18 protein-coding genes, 1 tRNA gene and 2 pseudogenes are annotated in these 19,072 nt (G+C 54.4%); 14 read left to right on the forward strand and 7 right to left on the reverse strand.

Annotated elements, in window-relative coordinates:
- The first annotated feature begins 6 nt into the window (after positions 1–6).
- The 3 genes from AC2FHX_RS09820 (at position 7) to AC2FHX_RS09830 (ending at position 1,956) form a co-directional block, all read left to right on the forward strand.
- Positions 7–411: a DUF2160 domain-containing protein gene (locus tag AC2FHX_RS09820; protein ID WP_281972348.1), complete on the forward strand. Its 405-nt coding sequence runs from the start codon at positions 7–9 to the stop codon at positions 409–411.
- A gap of 65 nt (positions 412–476) precedes the next feature.
- On the forward strand, positions 477–872 hold the full coding sequence (locus AC2FHX_RS09825) for a BlaI/MecI/CopY family transcriptional regulator (RefSeq protein ID WP_142634715.1): 396 nt from the start codon (positions 477–479) through the stop codon (positions 870–872).
- Positions 859–1,956, forward strand: coding sequence for a M56 family metallopeptidase (locus AC2FHX_RS09830; RefSeq protein WP_496701794.1), 1,098 nt, complete (start codon positions 859–861; stop codon positions 1,954–1,956). The genes AC2FHX_RS09825 and AC2FHX_RS09830 overlap by 14 nt, the downstream gene beginning before the upstream one ends.
- 217 nt (positions 1,957–2,173) lie before the next feature.
- Here the strand turns inward: AC2FHX_RS09830 and AC2FHX_RS09835 are convergent.
- The 5 genes and pseudogenes from AC2FHX_RS09835 to AC2FHX_RS09855 form a co-directional block, all read right to left on the reverse strand.
- Positions 2,174–2,710 (reverse strand): annotated as a pseudogene (locus AC2FHX_RS09835) (DDE-type integrase/transposase/recombinase).
- Positions 2,711–2,815: 105 nt separating this feature from the next.
- Positions 2,816–3,865, reverse strand: a complete 1,050-nt coding sequence (locus tag AC2FHX_RS09840) for a hypothetical protein (RefSeq protein ID WP_496701793.1) — start codon at positions 3,863–3,865, stop codon at positions 2,816–2,818.
- A 22-nt stretch (positions 3,866–3,887) separates the two neighbouring features.
- Complete coding sequence (locus tag AC2FHX_RS09845) at positions 3,888–4,199, reverse strand: MocE family 2Fe-2S type ferredoxin (protein ID WP_496694939.1); 312 nt, start codon at positions 4,197–4,199, stop codon at positions 3,888–3,890.
- On the reverse strand, positions 4,199–5,359 hold the full coding sequence (locus AC2FHX_RS09850; protein WP_496701791.1) for a fatty acid desaturase family protein: 1,161 nt from the start codon (positions 5,357–5,359) through the stop codon (positions 4,199–4,201). Before AC2FHX_RS09850 ends, AC2FHX_RS09845 begins: the two co-directional genes overlap by 1 nt.
- Before the next feature lie 78 nt (positions 5,360–5,437).
- The gene (locus AC2FHX_RS09855; RefSeq protein ID WP_496701789.1) at positions 5,438–6,466 is read right to left on the reverse strand and encodes a LacI family DNA-binding transcriptional regulator; all 1,029 of its coding nucleotides are present in this window, start codon (positions 6,464–6,466) and stop codon (positions 5,438–5,440) included.
- Positions 6,467–6,643: 177 nt separating this feature from the next.
- Between AC2FHX_RS09855 and AC2FHX_RS09860 the strand changes: the two genes are divergently transcribed.
- From AC2FHX_RS09860 to AC2FHX_RS09900, 9 genes are all read left to right on the forward strand, one after another.
- Positions 6,644–7,372, forward strand: a complete 729-nt coding sequence (locus tag AC2FHX_RS09860) for an SDR family NAD(P)-dependent oxidoreductase (RefSeq protein WP_496701787.1) — start codon at positions 6,644–6,646, stop codon at positions 7,370–7,372.
- Positions 7,373–7,384: 12 nt separating this feature from the next.
- Positions 7,385–8,533 (forward strand): Gfo/Idh/MocA family protein, encoded by a 1,149-nt coding sequence (locus AC2FHX_RS09865; protein WP_496701785.1) that lies wholly within the window; start codon positions 7,385–7,387, stop codon positions 8,531–8,533.
- 16 nt (positions 8,534–8,549) lie between these two features.
- Entirely contained in the window at positions 8,550–9,464 is a 915-nt protein-coding gene (locus AC2FHX_RS09870; RefSeq protein ID WP_496701783.1) for a sugar phosphate isomerase/epimerase family protein, read from the forward strand.
- Between the two features lie 45 nt (positions 9,465–9,509).
- The gene (locus tag AC2FHX_RS09875) at positions 9,510–10,547 is read left to right on the forward strand and encodes an ABC transporter substrate-binding protein (RefSeq protein ID WP_142634734.1); all 1,038 of its coding nucleotides are present in this window, start codon (positions 9,510–9,512) and stop codon (positions 10,545–10,547) included.
- 73 nt (positions 10,548–10,620) lie between these two features.
- Positions 10,621–12,105, forward strand: a complete 1,485-nt coding sequence (locus AC2FHX_RS09880) for a sugar ABC transporter ATP-binding protein (RefSeq protein ID WP_496701781.1) — start codon at positions 10,621–10,623, stop codon at positions 12,103–12,105.
- Positions 12,102–13,043, forward strand: a complete 942-nt coding sequence (locus AC2FHX_RS09885) for an ABC transporter permease (protein WP_496701779.1) — start codon at positions 12,102–12,104, stop codon at positions 13,041–13,043. The genes AC2FHX_RS09880 and AC2FHX_RS09885 overlap by 4 nt, the downstream gene beginning before the upstream one ends.
- A complete protein-coding gene (locus AC2FHX_RS09890) occupies positions 13,040–14,047 on the forward strand; it encodes an ABC transporter permease (RefSeq protein WP_496690824.1) in 1,008 nt (335 codons plus the stop codon). Before AC2FHX_RS09885 ends, AC2FHX_RS09890 begins: the two co-directional genes overlap by 4 nt.
- 12 nt (positions 14,048–14,059) lie before the next feature.
- Entirely contained in the window at positions 14,060–15,136 is a 1,077-nt protein-coding gene (locus AC2FHX_RS09895) for a Gfo/Idh/MocA family protein (protein WP_496701777.1), read from the forward strand.
- An 89-nt stretch (positions 15,137–15,225) separates the two neighbouring features.
- Entirely contained in the window at positions 15,226–16,254 is a 1,029-nt protein-coding gene (locus AC2FHX_RS09900; RefSeq protein WP_496701775.1) for a Gfo/Idh/MocA family protein, read from the forward strand.
- On the opposite strand, the pseudogene AC2FHX_RS09905 reads toward AC2FHX_RS09900, so the two are convergent.
- Positions 16,245–16,533 (reverse strand): annotated as a pseudogene (locus tag AC2FHX_RS09905) (transposase); the annotation flags it as partial. The gene AC2FHX_RS09900 and the pseudogene AC2FHX_RS09905 sit on opposite strands and share 10 nt — an antisense overlap.
- Positions 16,534–16,682: 149 nt before the next feature.
- On the opposite strand from AC2FHX_RS09905, the gene AC2FHX_RS09910 reads away from it, so the two are divergent.
- A complete protein-coding gene (locus tag AC2FHX_RS09910; protein WP_496701773.1) occupies positions 16,683–17,297 on the forward strand; it encodes a hypothetical protein in 615 nt (204 codons plus the stop codon).
- Between the two features lie 260 nt (positions 17,298–17,557).
- On the opposite strand, the gene AC2FHX_RS09915 is transcribed toward AC2FHX_RS09910, so the two are convergent.
- A tRNA-Ser gene (locus tag AC2FHX_RS09915) sits at positions 17,558–17,647 on the reverse strand.
- Positions 17,648–17,851: 204 nt separating this feature from the next.
- Between AC2FHX_RS09915 and AC2FHX_RS09920 the strand changes: the two genes are divergently transcribed.
- Complete coding sequence (locus AC2FHX_RS09920) at positions 17,852–19,036, forward strand: SPOR domain-containing protein (RefSeq protein ID WP_282021414.1); 1,185 nt, start codon at positions 17,852–17,854, stop codon at positions 19,034–19,036.
- Positions 19,037–19,072: the final 36 nt, after the last annotated feature.

Consider the following 19,072-nt stretch of genomic DNA (forward strand, 5'->3'; position numbering starts at 1 on the left):
TTCGATATGCGTAAACTGCTTTTGATCCCCTTTCTGATCCCCGGTTCGGCCTTGGCGCAAGCACAGGCCGGGTGGGGAAGTGTGGGTCAGCCCGAAGAAAAAGAGTTTTCCTGGACTGCGCCCTTGTGGCCGGATTTCTGGATGGCGTGGACACCGGCGACCCTGGCCGTATTTGTCGGCATCTTTTCAGCCATCGCGCTGATCGGTCTGCTGGAAGGGTTCAAATTCCGCGACGGGATTGAACGGCGCGGCGTTCTGGGCTTGACCACCACATTGGGCGACCGGCTGTTCATCACTTTGCTTGGGGCAGCTTACATTTTTCTGGCCTGGTTAGGGCTAGTCGGGCAACCGGTCTGGACACCGCTGTTCCTGTCCATCGGCTGGGGCGTTTTCGTGTTCTGGAAAGTTTAAGCTTTGCGAAACCATCAAAGGATGCTTGTCTGTCAGGCACAGGAAAAATGACGGCACCGGGATCAATGCGAAAGAAAAAGACGACAAACCTGCTGACCGAGGTCGAACTGGAGTTCATGAACGAACTCTGGGCTCTGGGTCAGGGCTCGGTGCGTGATGTACTGGACCGGCTGCCACCAGATCGGAACCTGGCCTATACGTCAGGGGCAACAATCCTTCGCATTCTTGACGAAAAAGGCTTTGTAGAAAGTCGCAAAAACGGCAAGACCCTGAGTTATACGCCGCTTCTGGAGAAGGATAGGTATCAGGCGCGATCACTGCAGAACCTGTCACGAACCCTGTTCGATGACACACCAGCCACGCTGGTTGCACGGTTGGTAGATGACGCCGGTCTGAGCGAGGCAGATCTTGAGGATATTCGGGCACTGGTAGAGAGGAGACTGCAAAATGACAGCGGTTAAACCGGTTCTCGACGCATTTCTCGAACTGAATCTGGTTCTTGCCCTAGCGGCTATTGTATGGATCGCGGCAAGATACGTGGTTTCAATGACGCAGATGCGACACGGGTTTGTTGCACAGCTGCGCGCATTGAAAATTCTGTGTCTTTGCGTCCTGCTCAGCCCCCTTTTGGCAATCGTGGCTGGTTTGGTCATGGCGCTGTATTCCGTTGAAGGCGGGGTCGCCATTGGGGATCTTGCGGTTGCAGCCTATCTGCGTGGCGATATCGCCATGCCCGCTACCCAGTTCGAGGCCCTGCTCAATACCCGGCAAAGGTGGATCGAACAGACCCTTGCAGGAGAAAACCCGATTATATCGGCAATCTTGGTGGTAATGGCGCTCTATTCTGCGGTCTGCATCCTGCGCATTATCCGTGACGGGTTGGCAATCCGAGGCATTGTTCGCTCCAGCTACCTGTGGCGAAGCTCGGAGAAGGTCGATATCCGCCTGTCCGACCGGGTCACAGTCCCCTTCGCCGTTCGCGGTTTGTGGCGCAGGCATGTGGTATTGCCCAGCCATCTGCTCAACACCCCCAGCGATATGCGGTTTGCCCTTGCACACGAGCTGCAACATGTCAGGGCTGCCGATGTTGAATGGGAACTGGGGTTCGAGCTTTTGCGGCCGTTCCTGTTCTGGAACCCGGCATATCTGATTCTCAAGTTTCAATTCGATCGGCTGCGCGAGCTGGCCTGTGATCAATCCGTCGTTTCGCGCCGTGGAATCAACGCGGTCGAATACACCTCCTGCCTGCTGAACTATTGCTCCAATACAGTAATGCGCGGCAGCCCGCGTGTATTGAATGTGGCTTTGGTTAAAGGGGGCAAGGCCAAACGCGTCTTGCGTCAACGTGTGATTGCCCTGGCAGATGCCCCTGCAATCCAACCCACAATGCCTCCTCTGTTCTTTGCCTTAAGCGCAGCTTTTGCTGTGACATTGGCGTTAGGCGCTGCGTCATTGCAGCCTGTAGACGACTGGAGCCATGACAGGTTGATGTTGTCGACCGTTGTGAACCTTGAACGGTTGGAAGCCCGCAATCAGGGCAACTGACCCTTATTCGTGGGAAATATTCTCGAAGGATCTGCAGCGCGACGCACATTCTTGCAGCGAAGCCAATCTGCGTTTGCAGAAGAAAGAAATCGCAGGTTGCTTGGTGAAACAGGCTGAGTGGCGGTGCTGTCAGGTAAATTCGAACCAGTCTCAGTCTACCTCAGAAAGCTAAAAATTAGGCGAAACTAAATTGGCTCCACGCCGAAAGGGCGGCAGTTCAACTGAGTTTGAACTTGTCGCGTGAGTAAAGCTGCCGTTCATGATTGAAGTGACTATGGACGGAAGTGTCGTCTGCGGCAAAATTTTGCAAACATCACATTTGCCGGAGGCAGAGCATCGCACGTTCTTTTCGCCGACGGAAGATGTGAATACTCAGCAAGATTGTTCTTCCTACGGCCAGTTTCTTGTCCTAACGCATTCCCTATGACTTTCATCGCCGCGTCGTAAGAGTGCAATTTGTCAGTGACGACGAAACCTGGCTGGCCGTATCGTTTCATCGCTTTCTTCGAGGGCCGCAACACGATCCCGGCGGTTCGTGACATAGCTTTCCAAGACCTCGCCTTCATGGTCGGCTGCCCGTCACAGGTAATATTGCTTGCCGTTGATCTTCAATAATAACCTTTTTGAGATGCCGCTAACAGTTCGCGGAACATCGCATCCGATTTATGTGTTTTCGGCTAATTTCTGCAGCACAGATAGGGCCAAACCTATTCAACCAGAATCGAACGTACACGATCACTGCTAGACGAATGATCTCAGGGTTGGTTTTGAAGCAGCAAAAAAGTGAGCGTTTTTGTCATCAAGCGAAGCTACGAAACTGCCCTGCCTGTCTCAAACCAATTTCCCCTGCACCACCCGTTCAAATGTTCAGGGCTTGCGGATCGAATGGCACAAGAATCTCCTGATTTTCTGTACCTCGGATCAAAAGTTGGTTTCCCAGAGTTTCAACTGCAATCACCCTGGCTCCACTACGCCAACGAAGCGCCCCGATGACATGTGTAACCTCAACTTGGCGATCGGGGTTTAGATGAATGACGCCGTGATCGTTCGGGAAACTGTTTTCGACCTTTCCCAGGATGGGCGAAGCGGCCCCCTCCTCAACCCCAAGGCAGGCGAAGTGGCGGCTCGACCAAGGAGCATAATATCGACCACCGTTCGAATGCCACAACATCGTCATCGGCAAAGCCTGAGCCGATTTAAGCGACAGGAACATGTCGCCCTCCACGGGGCGAGTTACCGCGGTCCAACCCAATTTCTCATCAGGCGAATCCAATCCAACAACAAAGTCTTCACTCTGTGGAGACCATGGGTAGTTTGACAGATTCACTTCGCGGTCTTTCCCGGGAAAAGACGCCAACGTTTGGCTTTCAGCCGGATATCTAAGCGCTGAATAGCCTAAGGCCGGATCAACTTCCTGTTCAACCTTAGGCGTTCTCCAACACTGCTTTCGAGAGGTTTGAATGATCCCACCATTGGGCAAGGATACATTTGCGTGATTTGCAACCGGCATCGTGCCGTCGCCACCAATGAAAGTGTGACGCTGGTAGACGAATGGATGCTCAGGATGCAGTGTAATCTCTTTTTGCAGCCTAGCTCCATAGACCGTTCTGTCGAGCTCAGCGCGCAAATAGCTGTCGGTCTTTTCTTCTAGTCTCCAACGAGAGTTAGCTGGCCACCCATGCAGCGGCGATGTCCCCTCAGTTGACCCGAATGGGGCGCAGAAGAAATCACCGCCGAGTTTTTCCAAATGAGGTGCTATACCTTCGGGCATAACTTCGTCTGTGCCGACCCAAGGTGCGCGATGTAGTGGTGAAATCTCAGCGTTACCGTCGTACACACTGAAACTCTCGATCAACCCCAACTGCAAATCGAATGAAAGCCGGATGCCTGTTGCGGACAGCTCGATCACAAACCACTCCTAGCCCAAAAAATCATTCCACCAATACCATGACGCGACCATTTCCTACTCTGGTTTCGTAGGTGCGAAGATCTTCGCATACGGGCGCCCTCAAAGCTTTGCCCGTGCGATAGTCGAATAGCCCATTATGCTTGGGGCACTCTATCTCGTTGTCCATCACCAGCCCGTCCGACAAGTGCACTTGTTCGTGTGTACAGAGGCCGTCGGTGCAATAGAACTCATTGTCCAAACTGCGAACAATCACGTAGGTTCTACCGTCGTGGTCCCAACGAATGAGATCTTCTTCCTCAACATCGTCTACGGCGCATGCGTCAACCCAAGGCATTACGTTCCTCCTCGATCACCGATTTCTAACCCCGTGTTTCTCTCCGGAACTCCCAAGTGAAAATGTTCCCGATATGGGCGGGCCGTCGGCGGGAGAGACTTTCGTATGGCGTAACTCGGGTCAACACGCTGCTTCATGACGGAACCCATCATTTCTTTGTAGCCGTCCCAAATCGAAGTATTCGGCGGCGGCAGATCATCCTTGATCAGATCATGAAGCGCTGGAAGAGAGTAATACGGAACCATCGGGAACATGTGATGCTCAATATGGTAATTCATGTTCCAGTAAACCCAACGGCTTATCGGGTTCATATAAAGTGTACGTGAATTTAAACGGTGATCAAGAACGTTCTCCGCAAGCCCTCCATGCTGAAGCAACCCCGTCATTACAAAATGCCAACACCCATAGACCCGAGGACCTCCGATCAAGAGTATGGGGATCAGGGATTTCCATGCGGCCCCGGAGACAAGCAAAACAAATGAAATCAACAAAACAGCGGCGTAGATCGCAATGTGAATCCGCGCCCAAAGGACCGCTTTGGGCCATTGGCTTTCCGGAATGTAATCCTGCTCTTCTTGCGACAAGTTCCCCATGGCATTTCGCATTAGAACTTTGAGTGAAGTCCAGGTCTCAAAAATCCCTACAAATGCAAGCGCCTTCAGGATCAGGCTGATCGGGTGCATCCACGCTATTTCCGGATCGCGGCCAACAATGAGTGTATCGGTGTGATGCCGCGCATGGCTCCAGCGCCAATTGACCGGGTTTCGCATAATCTGGAAGGACGCGATGTGGTACACGACGTCGTTCATCCATCGGGTTCGAAAGGCTGTTCCGTGTCCGCATTCGTGCCAACGGCTGTCGCAGGCCGAACCATACACGACACCGTAAGCAAACCAGAATGGCACGCAAAGCCAGCTGCCCCAGAAGTACAGCCCGCCAGCCGCAAATACAAAGTGCAAAGCGATCCAGATCACTGTGTCACGAATGGCCGGCGCATCCCTGCGCTTCATAAGCGATTTCAGCTTCTTACGAGGAACATCGCTGTGGTACCACTCTGCGGCCGAAAGATCGTTTTCTATCGCTTGACGCGTATTCACACCAGTCAGGGAATAATCCCGAACAGTGAGTTCAGAGCCAATGGGTGTGGTCGACTTACTCATTTCCCCTGTCTCCATCGCTCACAGCGCGTCCCGCGCGTCTTCGTTGACTATAGCAAAGGCGCCAAAATTTTGACTTCGCTAATTGGGCGGCGCGGAGCTCGCCCGCGTTACAAGCTCTACGGGAAGCGCTGATTTCATTGGAAGCGCTTTGCCAGTGTTCGCCAACTGGCCCAGCAAAACCTCTGCCGCACGGCGTCCCAGTTGGTGTCGGTCCTGTCGGATTGTTGTCAGAGCCGGAACATAAGATCCTGACATTTCGATATCATCGAAACCAACAACCGAAATGTCACCGGGCACCTTCAAACCACCCGCGACCAGCCCAGAAATCAACCCAAAGGCAACCATATCCGCGGCGCAGAACACCGCCGTTGGGCGCTTATCCATCGCAAGTATTCGTCTGGCGGCCTCATGTCCGGATTCCAGCGAAAAGTCGCCCCTGATAATCCACTCGGGCCGCGCTGGAAGCCCCAAGCGTGTCCGTTCTTCGACCATACCCTTACGCCGAGCGGTCGTCAGAACATTCCCGTCGGGACCGGTAACATGCGCGATTTTTTTGTGGCCCAAATCATGCAGGTGCCTGATCGCCAATCGCGCACCTTCGGCGTTGTCGCTGGAAATCACCGGAAAGGCCTCGCCTTCCACCCATTCACACAAAAATACTATGCGGTCGCCCGCGCCGTATGTGACGCATTGCTGAAGTGCGGTCGAAGGAATGCCACCATCCAAAGAGATTGCGCCATCTATCCGGCCGTCTCGAAAGTACCCAGCAAGAGTTTCTTCCTGAAGCGGATTGCTTTCGGTGTCGGTGATCAGAACTGCATAATCCGACCCGGCGAACCCCTCGCTGATACCAGCGAGAATGCCCGAATAAAATGGTTTGCCGAGGTTGGGAACAAGGATCAGTACCGCCCCCGCCCTTTTCATCCGCAGGTTTCGGGCAGCTTGATTAACACGATATCCCGTCTCGCGAATAGCATCCAAAACAGCACCACGTGTTGATTTTGACACCAGATCGGGATTGGACAGAACTCGACTTACAGTGGCTGTCGACACCTGCGAAACACGTGCGACGTCCTGTATTGTGGCGGGTTTGGGTATCTTGCTCATTGCTTGGCAGTCGATTTCTGGCTTGACTCGAATCTCATGTGATGCCGATTATGTAATCGATTACACAATTTGGAAAGTAGGTTTTTCCCAAAATGTAATCGATTGCAGTAACGATTTCGCCAAACGAGGGAAACTGATGGCATCCGAAGTCAAACGCAACAAAAGCCGGGTTCTTTGATGGTTTCGAAGGTCACATTCGACTTTGCCGGGGCACAGGTCCTGGTGATCGGTGCCAGCCGAGCCGGAATTGGTGCCGCTATTGCAAGAGAATTCCAGGACTCGGGTGCCACAGTGGAGATTACCGGTGTGGAACCGCAATGCGTCGAAGAGGACGCCGCCCGGTTTGACTACATTCAACTGGATGTAACCAACACCGAGGAAGTCTACAATTTTGCAGGTGAACGGGACCATATTGACGTCTTGGTAAACTGTGCGGCGGTGACTCGACGCGGTGAAGAAATGGCACCTGAGTTCTTTTCCCACGTGCTGGACGTAAATCTGACCGGGTCTTTTCGCTGCGCCGAAGCGCTGCACCCTGCCCTTTCGGTCGCGAAAGGGCGCGTCATAAATGTGGCCTCCATGTATGCGCGCTTTGGTTCACCGCTCAACCCAGCCTATGGCGCGTCAAAAGCCGGCGTGGAACAACTAACAAAATCACTGGCGATTGCGTGGGCCAAAGACGATATTCGGGTGAACGCGATCGCGCCCGGGTTCATCGTGACCGAGCAATCGGCGAAAGCCCGAAAAGACGCCAGTTTCTCAACAGCTGTAGAAGCACGCACACCCTTGGCACGCTGGGGTCACCCAGAAGATATCGCTGGAACAGCCTTGTTTCTCGCATCCGATGCGGCAGCCTTTGTGACCGGTACCTGCGTGATCGTGGACGGAGGGTATTCGGTTGTTTGACAGGAGCGCACGATGAGTGACTTCGCAAAAATCCGCGCTGCGGTGATCGGGACCGGCTTCATAGGAACAGTGCACGTTCAGGCGCTTCGGCGTCTGGGCGTGGAGGTAAGAGGTGTTCTTGGGTCATCGCCAGAGCGCGGAAGGGAACGAGCGCGGGCAATGAGCGTAGCCCGGGCTTATGACTCTCTGGAGGATCTGTTGGCGGATGAAAACATCGATATAGTGCACGTAACGACCCCTAACCACGCACACTATCCGCAAGTGAAATCGATCCTAGCTGCGGGCAAACACGTCATCTGCGAGAAACCACTTGCCATGACGTCCGTAGAAAGCGCCGAGATGGTCGACCTAGCCAAGGCTTCTGGCAAAGTTGCAGCGGTTTGTTACAACATTCGCTTTTATCCGCTGAACCAACAAGCCCACGGCATGGTAATGGCCGGGGATCTGGGTGATATCCGTTTTGTTACCGGGCACTACCATCAGGACTGGCTTGCCAAGCCCAACGACTGGAATTGGCGGTTGGAAAGCGAAATGGGTGGTGTGTTGCGTTCGGTCGGTGACATTGGAACGCACTGGGTTGACCTGACGAGCTTTGTCACCGGGTTGAAGGCGACCTCCGTCTTTGCAGAGCTGACAACCTTCCTTCCGGAACGCCAGAAACCTCTTGGCCCAATTGAGACATTTACCAGCGGAACCGGTGAAACCGAGACTGTGCGCATCGATACCGACGATGCTGCCATGATCCTTATCCGATATGAGAGCGGAGCACGGGCCGTGATGAGCACATCTCAGGTCAACATGGGGCGAAAGAACTCATTGCAATGGGACATCGCCGGAGCAAATGCCAGTGCGGCTTGGGACAGTGAAACTCCTGATCATCTGTTCATTGGGCATCGTGACGCGCCCAACCAGACCCTGATGCGTGACTTCACCTTGATGAACGGTCCGGGGATCGCAGCCGCCACCTTGCCGCCCGGGCATGTCGAAGGGTTCGCAGATTCATTCTTCAACTTTTTCCGGGCGGTCTATGCCGACGTCATCGCAGGCGGGCGGCAACAAGGCAGCACATGGGCGACATTTGAGGACGGCCACTACGAGATGCAGTTCTGCGATGCCGTCGTCAAGTCGGCGAGTGAGAGCCGCTGGGTCGATTTGAGCTAGATTTGAGGGCGATGACATGAAACTGGGCTTACTGACTGCACCATTCGAAAACCTTCATTTGACTGAGGTGGCGGCCTGGGCCGGTTCCAATGGGTTTTCGGCGATGGAGGTCGCCTGCTGGCCATCGTCAGGTGGCGAACAACGGCGCTATGCGGGAACCAGCCACATCAACGTAGATGGCCTTTCCGCGGATCAGGGCAATGAAATTGTCGGGCAACTCGGCGATCAGGGGATCGAGATTTCGGGTCTGGGGTACTATCCCAACGCGCTCCACGCCGATGAAGAGCATCGGGTTGAAGTTATTGGACATCTTAACAAAGTAATCACCGCCGCCGGTGTTATGGGCATCAAAGTTGTCAACACATTCGTCGGCGGAGATCGCACTTTGCATCTAGACGCGAACTGGGAGCGTGCCACCGAAATTTTCGATCCGATCGTGAAGCATGCACTAAACTCTGGTGTGCGTCTGTGCTTTGAGAACTGCCCAATGATCTTCAGCTATGACGAATGGCCCGCGGGTCACAACATTGCTTACTCGCCAAGAATCTGGCGGCGGATTTTTGAAGAATGGGGCGATGCGGTTGGCATGAACTTCGATCCTTCACATCTGATCTGGCAGTTCATCGATCAGACACGGTTCATCAAGGAGTTCGGTCCTCACATGGCTCATGTCCATGCCAAAGATGTGATGGTCGATCAGGACGGGCTTTATGAAAACGGGGTGATGTCAACCGGTATGGGATGGCAAATCCCGAGACTTTGTGGGCTGGGCGATGTGGACTGGTCTGATTTCTTTTCTGGCCTTTACCGCGCCGGATACGACGGTCCGATCATTATCGAACATGAAGACAGATTGTTCGAAGGGAATGACGAAAAGGTCAAGCGGGGTTTTCTGCTGGCCCGGGATGTCCTGTCACCATTCATCAAGTGAAGAAATTATCAAATTTGAAATGACTAAAACTGGGAGGAAACTAAAATGAAGAACCTACTTTATGGTGTTGCTGCTCTTGCAGTTTCAGCGTCTCTTTCAACTGTGGCGATGGCTGACGGGCACAAGCAATACACAATCGGAGTGTCCAACACCGTTCAAGGCAATGGCTGGCGCGAACAGATGATTTGCGCCATGCGTGCCCAAGCTCTGGTCGAAGCCGATGTGACAAACCTGATCGTCGCGCATCGCAACACTGATTCAGCCGGGCAACTGGAAGACATCAACAACCTCATCGAAGCGGGTGTAGACGCCATCGTGCTGAACCCATCCAACCCGGATGCTTTGAATTCGGCACTGGAAAAAGCAATGGCGCAAGATATCGTCATTGTTGCCGTGGATGCCGGTGTTTCGGCTGAAGGCGCCTACATTCTTTCGAACAATCAAGAAGAATACGCCTATCTTGGCGCCAAGTGGTTATTTGAACAGCTCGGTGGCAAAGGTGACGTTGTCTATATGCGAGGCATTGCTGGCGTCTCAGCCGATACTGACCGCGACAACGGCTTTAAACGCGCGTTGGCAGAACACCCCGATATCAATGTGGTGCATGAAGTTTTCACCGGCTGGCAGCAAGACCAGGGTAAGCAACAGATCTTTGATTACCTGGCCACCGGCATCCCGTTTGACGGTGTCTGGACCAGCGGCATCGACAACGTAATCGTCGACGCTTTCACTGAATCCGGGGCACCTTTGGTTCCGATCGTTGGCGCAGACAACGCAGGATTTGTTCAATATCTGACCGAGGTTGAGGGATTGAACGGCGCGGCAGTGACAAATCCTGGCTCAGTCGGCGGCGCAGGCATTGCTTTGGCTGTCGACATTCTGAACGGCAAGGCACCTGAGAACAAAACCGTTCTTGTAGATCCTGTGCTTTGGGAGAATGCGACGGACGCAGGCCGTGAAACGATCACAGCGGCTCAGAATCCTAACCTTGACCCAGAGTGGCCCGTATCAGTGACTGTTCCCGGCTGGACCGATTACACGATGGAACAAATCATCGACTGTAAGGGACCCGGCGAGGGCTGATCCGAATTGACTGGCCTTCCGCCTTTAGCTGGGCGGAAGGCAAATCCAACCCACTCGGCATTCAAGGGCATCCATGAGCAGCACACCACTTCTCTACGCGTCTGACGTGGCTAAAAGTTTTGGCGCCGTACGGGCGTTGACCAATGCGCACCTCACGGTTGCCGAAGGCGAGATCGTCGCCTTGATGGGCGCAAATGGCGCTGGCAAGTCCACTTTCGTCAAGATCATTACCGGTGCCCTTAAACCCGACGCTGGTCAGGTATTGATCAGAGGCAAACAAGCGTTTGTCGGAAGCCCCGCCGAGGCGCGCCGTTCTGGTTTGGTGCCGGTTTATCAAGAACCCTCACTCATTCCTGATCTCGACGTATCCGACAATCTTCGGCTGACAGACACACCTGTCGATCAGTTTCAAAACTGGGTTACAGAACTTGGCATCGAAGGCCTGAAACTATCGGCAATGATTGGCGACCTGCCACTTGCTACGCTGCGCATCCTCGATCTGGCACGCGCGCTGGCAGTTGAACCAGATGTCCTCTTGCTGGACGAAATGACCGCGGCGCTGCCGACGGATCTGGTTGAACGCGTATTGAAGACCGTACGGCGCAAAGCAAATGACGGGATGGGTGTGATCTATGTTTCTCACCGTTTCACCGAGATTTCGGAACTGTGCGATCGGGCCACTGTGTTGCGGGATGGCATGTCTGTCGGAGATCTCGACATTGAACCCGGCGTAGAAGAACGCGTGGTCGAATTGATGCTGGGTCAGAAGATTGACATTGGAACACGTCAGATCCTTCGAGCAAATCAACCACAGGCTAAGACACCGCGCCTGAGCATTAAGTCACTGGCTTTTGAGCCCAGTTTTTCGGATGTTTCGTTCGACTTATTCCCCGGCGAGGTCCTAGGCGTGGTCGCGCTTGAGGGTCAGGGGCAAGATGAACTGTTTGAGGTTCTGGCGGGCTTTGATCGCCCATCTTCAGGATCGATGGAAGTTGATGGAAAGCCCGTAAACTTCGCCCACCCCGCCGACGCCATTGCAGTCGGGATAACCTTCGTTCCGGGCGATCGTTCAGACGCTCTGCTGGCGCAAAGGTCAGTTAAAGAAAACATCGCTCTGCCATTTTCAGCCCGGCTCAAGAACTGGGGACCAATAAAATTGCGGCATGAGCGCGATCGGGTCGCTTATGCGGTTGAGAAACTTCAGATCGACACACGCGCGCAAGGCGAGGTGCAAAGGCTTTCAGGTGGCAACCAACAGAAAGTCACCATTGGTCGCTGGCTCGCGACAGGTGTCGAAACCCTGCTTCTATTCGATCCGACCCGTGGCATCGATGTGCGCACAAAACGCCAGATTTACCCGCTTGTCCGTGAGTTGGCAGATCAAGGAGCGGCGGTTCTATTCTATACGTCCGAGTTGGAAGAAATCCCACTTGCCTGTGACCGCGCGGTCGTAATCTTCAACGGTCGCGTGGTTGACGTGATAGATGCGGCCGACGCGGATGAACAAACACTGATGCGTGCGGCCTATGGCCTGACCGAGACGGAGGGCGCGGCGTGAGCGTGGCCATCCGAAGACACGCATGGGTCATGGGGTTAGCGGTTCTTCTTATGATCCTTTTGACCATCACAAAATTGATACAACCAACTTTCGGTGCGTCAGGACTGGAGAGTATTGCCCGCGCCGCCCTGCCCTTTGCTTTCGCAACCGCCGGTATGGCCATCGTCGTAATTGTCGGCGGTATCGACCTGTCTGTTGCGTCTATGATGGCGGTCTGTGCTGTGACTGCAGCCGTTCTGATGGAGCGCATGGCCGGTGTACCGGCCTTGTTTATCGTGTTGGGGGTCGGGTTTTTGATGGGGTTGATCAATGGTCTTTTGATCGTTGTAACGCGCGTGCCCGACATCGTTGTGACACTCGCCATGCTGTTTGTCTGGGAAGGCGTCGCGCTGTTGATACTTGAGACACCGGGCGGCGCGACTGCAGATTGGCTGGAACAGGCAATACGCGGTCAGTTTCTATTCGACGGGCTGCCTAAGGCATTGCTCATCGTTGCCTTTGGCATCGCTGTTGTCTGGTTGCCGATCCGGCGCTCCAAACTCGGGCTCTCGATTTACGCCACCGGATCAGACGAGCTTGCCGCCTTCCGTTCTGGTGTTTCAGTGGGAAGAACAAAGATAGCAGCCTATGCGCTATGCGGGCTGTTTTGTGCCATGGGCGGTCTAAGCCTCGCTGCGCTGACCGGGATTGGAGAGCCGGTACCGGGGCCATATCTTATGGCCTCGGTCGCGGCCGTAGTTCTGGGCGGTGTCGTGCTGGGCGGTGGCAAAGGCGGTCTGCTTGGGCCGATCATCGCGGTGTTCATTTTGCGGATCATTCGGACGATCCTGACATTGCTGGCCGTCGATCCAAACGTGACCACGATTATCGAAGGCACAATTATGGTTCTCGTCGTTATGTTGGGCACGGCGGCTTCACTAAAGGGAGCCCGCCGATGAGCATGGACACCATAGATCCACCGATGGTCCGCTTTGGCCGTTATCTGCGCGACAACCCAATTATTCCGCTATTGGTCTTCCTTGTCCTGATGATCGCTGTGCTGGAAGTATTGCGGCCAGGTATCGTTACCCCGGTCCGAGCAGGTCGGGATGGGCTGATTTCAACCTTTTGGGTTGGCAACCTGATCAAGTTCGCAATTCCATTGGCGATGCTTGCGGCTTGTCAGGTGCTGACAATGCTAACCGCAGGAATTGATCTCTCGGTCGGGGTAGTTGCCACCGTGTCAGCCTTCGTTTGCGCAACACTTAGTGCGATTTGGGGCGTGACACCTGCAGTATTGATCGCGCTGTCAGCTGGCCTAGTTGTGGGCGTTGTAAATGGCATCGGTGTGGGATTGGTCCGGGTCCATCCATTGATCATGACACTGGGATCGGGGTTAATCGCCACCGGATGTCTGCAGGTCTATCAACGCCTCGTTATCAATGCTGGCACCGAAATCCCCGCCTTCCTTGCCTGGCTCGGAACCGGCCGCACCGCTGGAATGCCGAATGGCCTTTTTGTATTCATCCCGTTTGCGCTCTTTATCCTGTGGCTTATGCGCTATACAGGATTTGGTCGGCTGCTGTTCGCCCTAGGCTCCAATGAGCAGGCCGCTAAGCTGTCCGGGGTCCGAGCATGGCAGGTCTATCTGGGGCTCTACGTGCTTTCAAGTTTGATCGCTGCGCTGGCTGGCTTGCTCTATCTCGGCATGATCCGTCAAACTTCGCTGAGCCTTGCCAACCCCTTATTGTTACCCTCTGTCGCTGCGGCGGTGATTGGCGGCACATCAATCTTCGGAGGTCGTGGCAGTTTCGCAGGTGCGATTGTGGGCGCACTTATTCTACGTGTGCTGGATACTATGCTAACATTGATGCAAATGCCGGAAGGTGCGCGCACGGCCCTGTTTGGGCTGATCATTCTTGCAGTTACCGCACTCTACGTCAGGATCACCGGCACGCGCTAAAGGGAGTTTCCAATGGCCAAATTCCGGATCGTCGGCATCAGTTTCGATCACATGCATATGGGTGACTTGCTTCGGATGGTGCACGATCACCCTGACGCTGAAATCGCCGGTATATTCGATCCTGATTGGGACAAGATGAAGGCAGCGGCAACGGCATTCAGCGTTCCCGAAGATCGGATCTTTACCGACTTCGACACATGCATGGCTGCGGGACCCTACGACATGGCAATTCTTTGTGTGGCAACGGCTCAGCATGCGGAATATACCGAACGTCTGGCCTCTTACGACCTGCATGTTTTTGTCGAAAAGCCCTTTGCCGCATCTTCTGATGATGCGCGCCGCATGATGGCTGCAATGGATAGGACCGACAAGCAGTTGATCATCAACTGGCCATTACGATGGGTCGAAAGCCACGTCACGGCCAAACGGTTGATTGATGAGGGGATGATCGGCAACCTGCGCGAAGTGCATTTCTACGACGGAAATCGCGGCCCCCTATACCATCTGGCCGACAAGGTCGAAGTCACCCCGGACGAGGTTGAGCGTCAGAAACCGAACTCATGGTGGTATAAGCGGGCATCGGGCGGTGGGTCGCTGTTGGATTACCTTGGCTACGGCGCGACGCTTGGAACCTGGTATTTAGGGGGAAAGGAGCCGATCGAGGTGACATGCACAGTCGATGAGACGCCGGGGGTTGAGGTCGATCAACACGCCATTGCCGTTTGCCGTTATGAAACGGGGCTCTCAAAAATGGAAACGCGCTGGGGCACCTTCACCGACCCGTGGACAACGCAACCTCAACCAACTTGCGGCTTCGTCTTTGTGGGCACAGACGGCACCATTTCATCGCCCGATTATGCCGATCACATAACGGTTCAAACCCGCACACGACCTGACCGGCACGAGATACCAGTGACTCCGCTACCGTTAGGTGAACGAAATGCGATTGAGTACGTCCTTGACTGCATATCCAGAGAAATCCCGGTCAAAGGGCCACTGGATCCAGCACTTTGCCTGACAGCGCAACGGATCGTCGATACGGCGCTCCGCTCGGCATATGAAAAACGAACACTTCGGTTACTCGCATGACCTCAGACAGTGCCAATACAGACCAGTACGCACTAAAATCTGCGCATCGGCACGAAATCGATGCGCCGGATCTGCAATATCTTCCACCAATGCCTCGACGCTATAGACCCCGGATCGGGGTTATTGGTACGGGTGGGATTTCTGCAAGCCATCTTGATGCCTACCGAACAGCAGGCTGGGACGTCGCCGCAATCTGGAACCGTACGCGCGCGAAGGCTGAAGAGAAAGCTGCTGTTTACTGCCCGTCTGCCCGCATCGAAAATGACTGGGAGGCGCTTCTTGCCGATAGCGAGATCGACGTTGTCGATGTCACGCTGCACCCTGAACATCGCGTGCCAATCATCAGAGCTGCCTTGCAAGCGGGCAAACACGTGCTCAGCCAGAAGCCTTTTGTCACCGACCTCGATCTGGGTAATGACCTTGTGAAGCTGGCAGATGATCAAGGCGTTAAACTAGCGGTAAACCAGAACGGTCGTTGGGCCCCGCACCTGTCCTGGATGCGTGAGGCGGTTTCAGCCGGATTGATCGGAGATGTTCTGTCGGCCCATATCTCAATTCACTGGGATCACAGCTGGACTGCAGGTACCCCGTTTGACGAAATCGACCAGCTGATACTTTACGACTTTGGAATTCACTGGTTCGACTTTCTTGCGTCTCTTGTCGGAGATAGAGCAGAAAGCGTCTTTGCAACTGCTACATCTGCACGCGGCCAGGCCAACAAAGTGCCTCTGATGTCGCAGGCTCTGGTTCGTTTGGACCAAGGCCAAGCAAGCCTGGTTTTTGACGGGGGCGTTCCCTATGGGCCTCGCGATACAACATACGTTGCAGGTAAGACCGGTAGCCTGACATCAGTTGGACCGGATCTGTCGACGCAATCTGTGACACTTGAGACAGCGCATGGCATTGCGCGGCCTGCACTCGAAGGACAATGGTTCAACGACGGGTTTCGTGGCGCCATGGGGGAGCTTCTTTGTTCAATTGAAGACGACCGAGAGCCCTCAACATCTGCAAGAACCAACCTAAAATCATTGGCCATCGTTCTCGCCGCGGTTGCTTCGTCTAAACGCAAAAGGGAGGTCGAGATAGGAAGCATTAGGCTCAGGACACATAGCGAATAGATGACCAAAGCGGCGAGAGCGATTTCTGAGAGGAAGACTTGGGACACCTGTCGAACCGCGTCGCCAGTCCTTCAATCTGCCAAACATGATCTCAATCCGATTGCGGCGTTTGTAGCGGCACTTGTCGTATCGGACAGTTGTCTTGCGCTGTTTGCGGCCTGGGATGCACGCGCGTATCCCTTTGTCTTTCAACGCTTCTCTAAACCAATCGGCATCATATCCGCGCTCACCCAGCAACCATTCGACATTTGGCGGGCTGCTGACCAATGCCCTCGCGCTAATGTAGTTGTTGAACTAACCGGCAGTGACAGACAGATCCCAGGGGTTTCATTCGCCATTGTGCTTTAACCAATAGCGCAAAAGGGCTCATCTGTCACAAACCGCATGCAACTTTGTGTTCATGCCGGCCTTGGTGCGCCCGATCAGACATGTGCACCGCTCATTTTGAACGCGATGAATCACGCAGCCAAACGGAAATCAATGGGCCTAAATTATTGTTGTCGCGTGACGTCTTCCAACGAAGCGGAATATACTCCAGCATAGCCCGCGCAGTCTCCAGACCGGTTGCTGAGCAGAAGATTGGTGATGTCCTGAGCCGCGTTCTGAGCATGAGTTTGAACGGCAGTAAATCCTGTAAGAAGCGCGCTGAATGTCAAAACACTCACTCGCATGGTTCGATCTCCTTAGGGTTCTCAGAAATCCAAAAATATGTTGCGCGATGGGAGTTGATGTCAGTCATTTTATCCTCAAAACGCTACGCGGTCCCCTCCTTTCAAGTCCAGGATTTCTCTCGCTTCATCGGGAGTTGCGACCTGACTGCCTTTCTCTCACCGAAGATTCAGGCCGCGATTCTCGACGGCACCCGGCCGCCCGAACTCACACTCAAGCGTCTGGTCAGCGTTACCCACGCACTTGATTGGGCCGAACAGGAATGTCGTTCGACTTTTGACACCTCAAGAACCGGCCTCCCAGATACAGGGTTCGCCCTCCTTGATCTGTGGGAACAATTCCCTGCTCCACCTTTTAGGGAATTTGCAGCATAGACCTCTGAAAAACATACATTTCTGAGAGGAGAAACTCTGGATTCCAGACCCATCTCACGAAAATTCCCTGTAAGTTTCCGGGTATCAGGGAAATCCCTCCCAAAGCGACCCCGCCAAAATGCGCCACTGAGACTGAGGCCTGAATTGCGTTCTGAGTGTACGGTTTGCTCCATCTCTGATTGAAAGCGCATGCGCCAACTCGCGGGAATTGCGGCGCAATTCCGGATCAGAAAACACAACTGAAGTGAGACAGGTATGAGTGGCGGGGAGACAGGGATTCGAACCCTGGGGACGCTCTCACGCCCAACGGTTTTCAAGACCGCCGCATTCGACCACTCTGCCACCTCCCCGCGTGGGGCCGGGTCTAAGGCTATCTTTAAACGGTGGCAAGACCAAATAGGGAAATCTTGCCGAAGCCTGTGCAGCAGACTTTCCATGGCCGAACGTGCAGGCTATGCTTTGCGTGAAAGACCGTGACAGGCTGGCAGTTCAGAACCAGCGATCGGCGGCGGGGTACGATGAAAGAGGCCCCTTACAGGCAAGGGATTGCAAATATGGATCGAGCGACCACGACACGCGCAAAACCGCGGGCACTGGCGGTTCTGGTAATAACAGTTGCGGCTCTGTCAGGGTGCGACGAGGCCCTGACATCGGGTGGAACATCCACCGAGCAGGCGGACGAAAGCGTGCAGGACGACGGCAAATTAGAGCTGTTTCCCAAAACGACAGGGAACGCGCGTGATGATGTTGAAGCTCCTGATGTCTTCAAGGTCACCGAAGCCGGTTTGTGGGATGGGCGCCCCTCGTTGGGCGGAATCTGGGTCGCGCACCCGGACGTTACACAGCCTGAACGTGTTCGGATAACGAATACAAAGAACAACAAATCCGTAACCGGCGCACTTTTCCGCCGCGAACGCAACTTGCCGGGCCCTGCGCTGCAACTGTCTTCGACTGCCGCCGCGAAACTGGGTATCCTCGCAGGCGCACCGACTCGGGTTGAAGTTGTTGCCCTGCGGCGCAAGCCTGCCGAGAAAGTAGAAGAAAAAGCTCCTGAGCCCGAAGAGGTCGCTGAACCCGAAGAGACCCCAACGGCTGAGGCGGTTGAACCTCAGGACAAGAAAACCGATAGCCAGACCACAGCAGATGTGTCCGAAGACGTTGATAAACCAGCCAAGCGTAAATGGTGGCAAAAGAAGGCTCCAGTTGCTGCAGCTGGTGCTGCGACAGCTTCAGCCGTGGCTGAAACCGCAGAAAAGACCGATGAGGTGGCAACAGAGATTATCGAGGCGGCGCCTGAGCCAGCACCAACCGCAAATCTGACCGATCCCACTGTCACGCCGCCAACCGAGGCTGCACCGAAGCGGAAATGGTGGCAAAAGAAGCCTGCCGACGAAATCACCGAAACACCTCTGGACCCGATTGAGGGCGCTGCAGCGGCCATCGAAGAGGCCGCCCCTACCCCGGCAGCAACCGCAGCCAGCACTGAGGCAACCTCCGTTTCATCGCTTTCAAAACCGTTTATTCAGGTGGGCACCTTCACAGTTGAAGAAAATGCCGAAGGTGCTGCCGAGAAAATTCGGCGAAACGGGTTGCCTGCGAAAGTTCAAAAACTCGAAGCCAATGGCAAAACTGTTTGGAGGGTGATCGTTGGTCCTGCTTTGACGCGGGCGGAACGAAACGCAATGCAAAGCGACGTCAAAGATCTGGGCTTTTCTGACGCCTATACCGTGAAGAATTAAGCAAAAGGAGGTCCCCCTCGTGCTGTCCTCATTTCG

The organism is Ruegeria sp. CDSC042 (assembly GCF_059610745.1).

Bases quoted from the DNA above. Each gene is read 5' to 3' on its own strand.
- AC2FHX_RS09855 (WP_496701789.1), bottom strand. From the start codon at position 6,466: ATGAGCAAGATACCCAAACCCGCCACAATACAGGACGTCGCACGTGTT.
- AC2FHX_RS09900 (WP_496701775.1), top strand. From the start codon at position 15,226: ATGCCTCGACGCTATAGACCCCGGATCGGGGTTATTGGTACGGGTGGG.
- AC2FHX_RS09845 (WP_496694939.1), bottom strand. From the start codon at position 4,199: ATGCCTTGGGTTGACGCATGCGCCGTAGACGATGTTGAGGAAGAAGAT.
- AC2FHX_RS09825 (WP_142634715.1), top strand. From the start codon at position 477: ATGCGAAAGAAAAAGACGACAAACCTGCTGACCGAGGTCGAACTGGAG.
- AC2FHX_RS09890 (WP_496690824.1), top strand. From the start codon at position 13,040: ATGAGCATGGACACCATAGATCCACCGATGGTCCGCTTTGGCCGTTAT.
- AC2FHX_RS09860 (WP_496701787.1), top strand. From the start codon at position 6,644: ATGGTTTCGAAGGTCACATTCGACTTTGCCGGGGCACAGGTCCTGGTG.
- AC2FHX_RS09870 (WP_496701783.1), top strand. From the start codon at position 8,550: ATGAAACTGGGCTTACTGACTGCACCATTCGAAAACCTTCATTTGACT.
- AC2FHX_RS09910 (WP_496701773.1), top strand. From the start codon at position 16,683: ATGTGCACCGCTCATTTTGAACGCGATGAATCACGCAGCCAAACGGAA.
- AC2FHX_RS09895 (WP_496701777.1), top strand. From the start codon at position 14,060: ATGGCCAAATTCCGGATCGTCGGCATCAGTTTCGATCACATGCATATG.
- AC2FHX_RS09830 (WP_496701794.1), top strand. From the start codon at position 859: ATGACAGCGGTTAAACCGGTTCTCGACGCATTTCTCGAACTGAATCTG.
- AC2FHX_RS09920 (WP_282021414.1), top strand. From the start codon at position 17,852: ATGGATCGAGCGACCACGACACGCGCAAAACCGCGGGCACTGGCGGTT.
- AC2FHX_RS09875 (WP_142634734.1), top strand. From the start codon at position 9,510: ATGAAGAACCTACTTTATGGTGTTGCTGCTCTTGCAGTTTCAGCGTCT.
- AC2FHX_RS09850 (WP_496701791.1), bottom strand. From the start codon at position 5,359: ATGAGTAAGTCGACCACACCCATTGGCTCTGAACTCACTGTTCGGGAT.
- AC2FHX_RS09865 (WP_496701785.1), top strand. From the start codon at position 7,385: ATGAGTGACTTCGCAAAAATCCGCGCTGCGGTGATCGGGACCGGCTTC.
- AC2FHX_RS09820 (WP_281972348.1), top strand. From the start codon at position 7: ATGCGTAAACTGCTTTTGATCCCCTTTCTGATCCCCGGTTCGGCCTTG.
- AC2FHX_RS09880 (WP_496701781.1), top strand. From the start codon at position 10,621: ATGAGCAGCACACCACTTCTCTACGCGTCTGACGTGGCTAAAAGTTTT.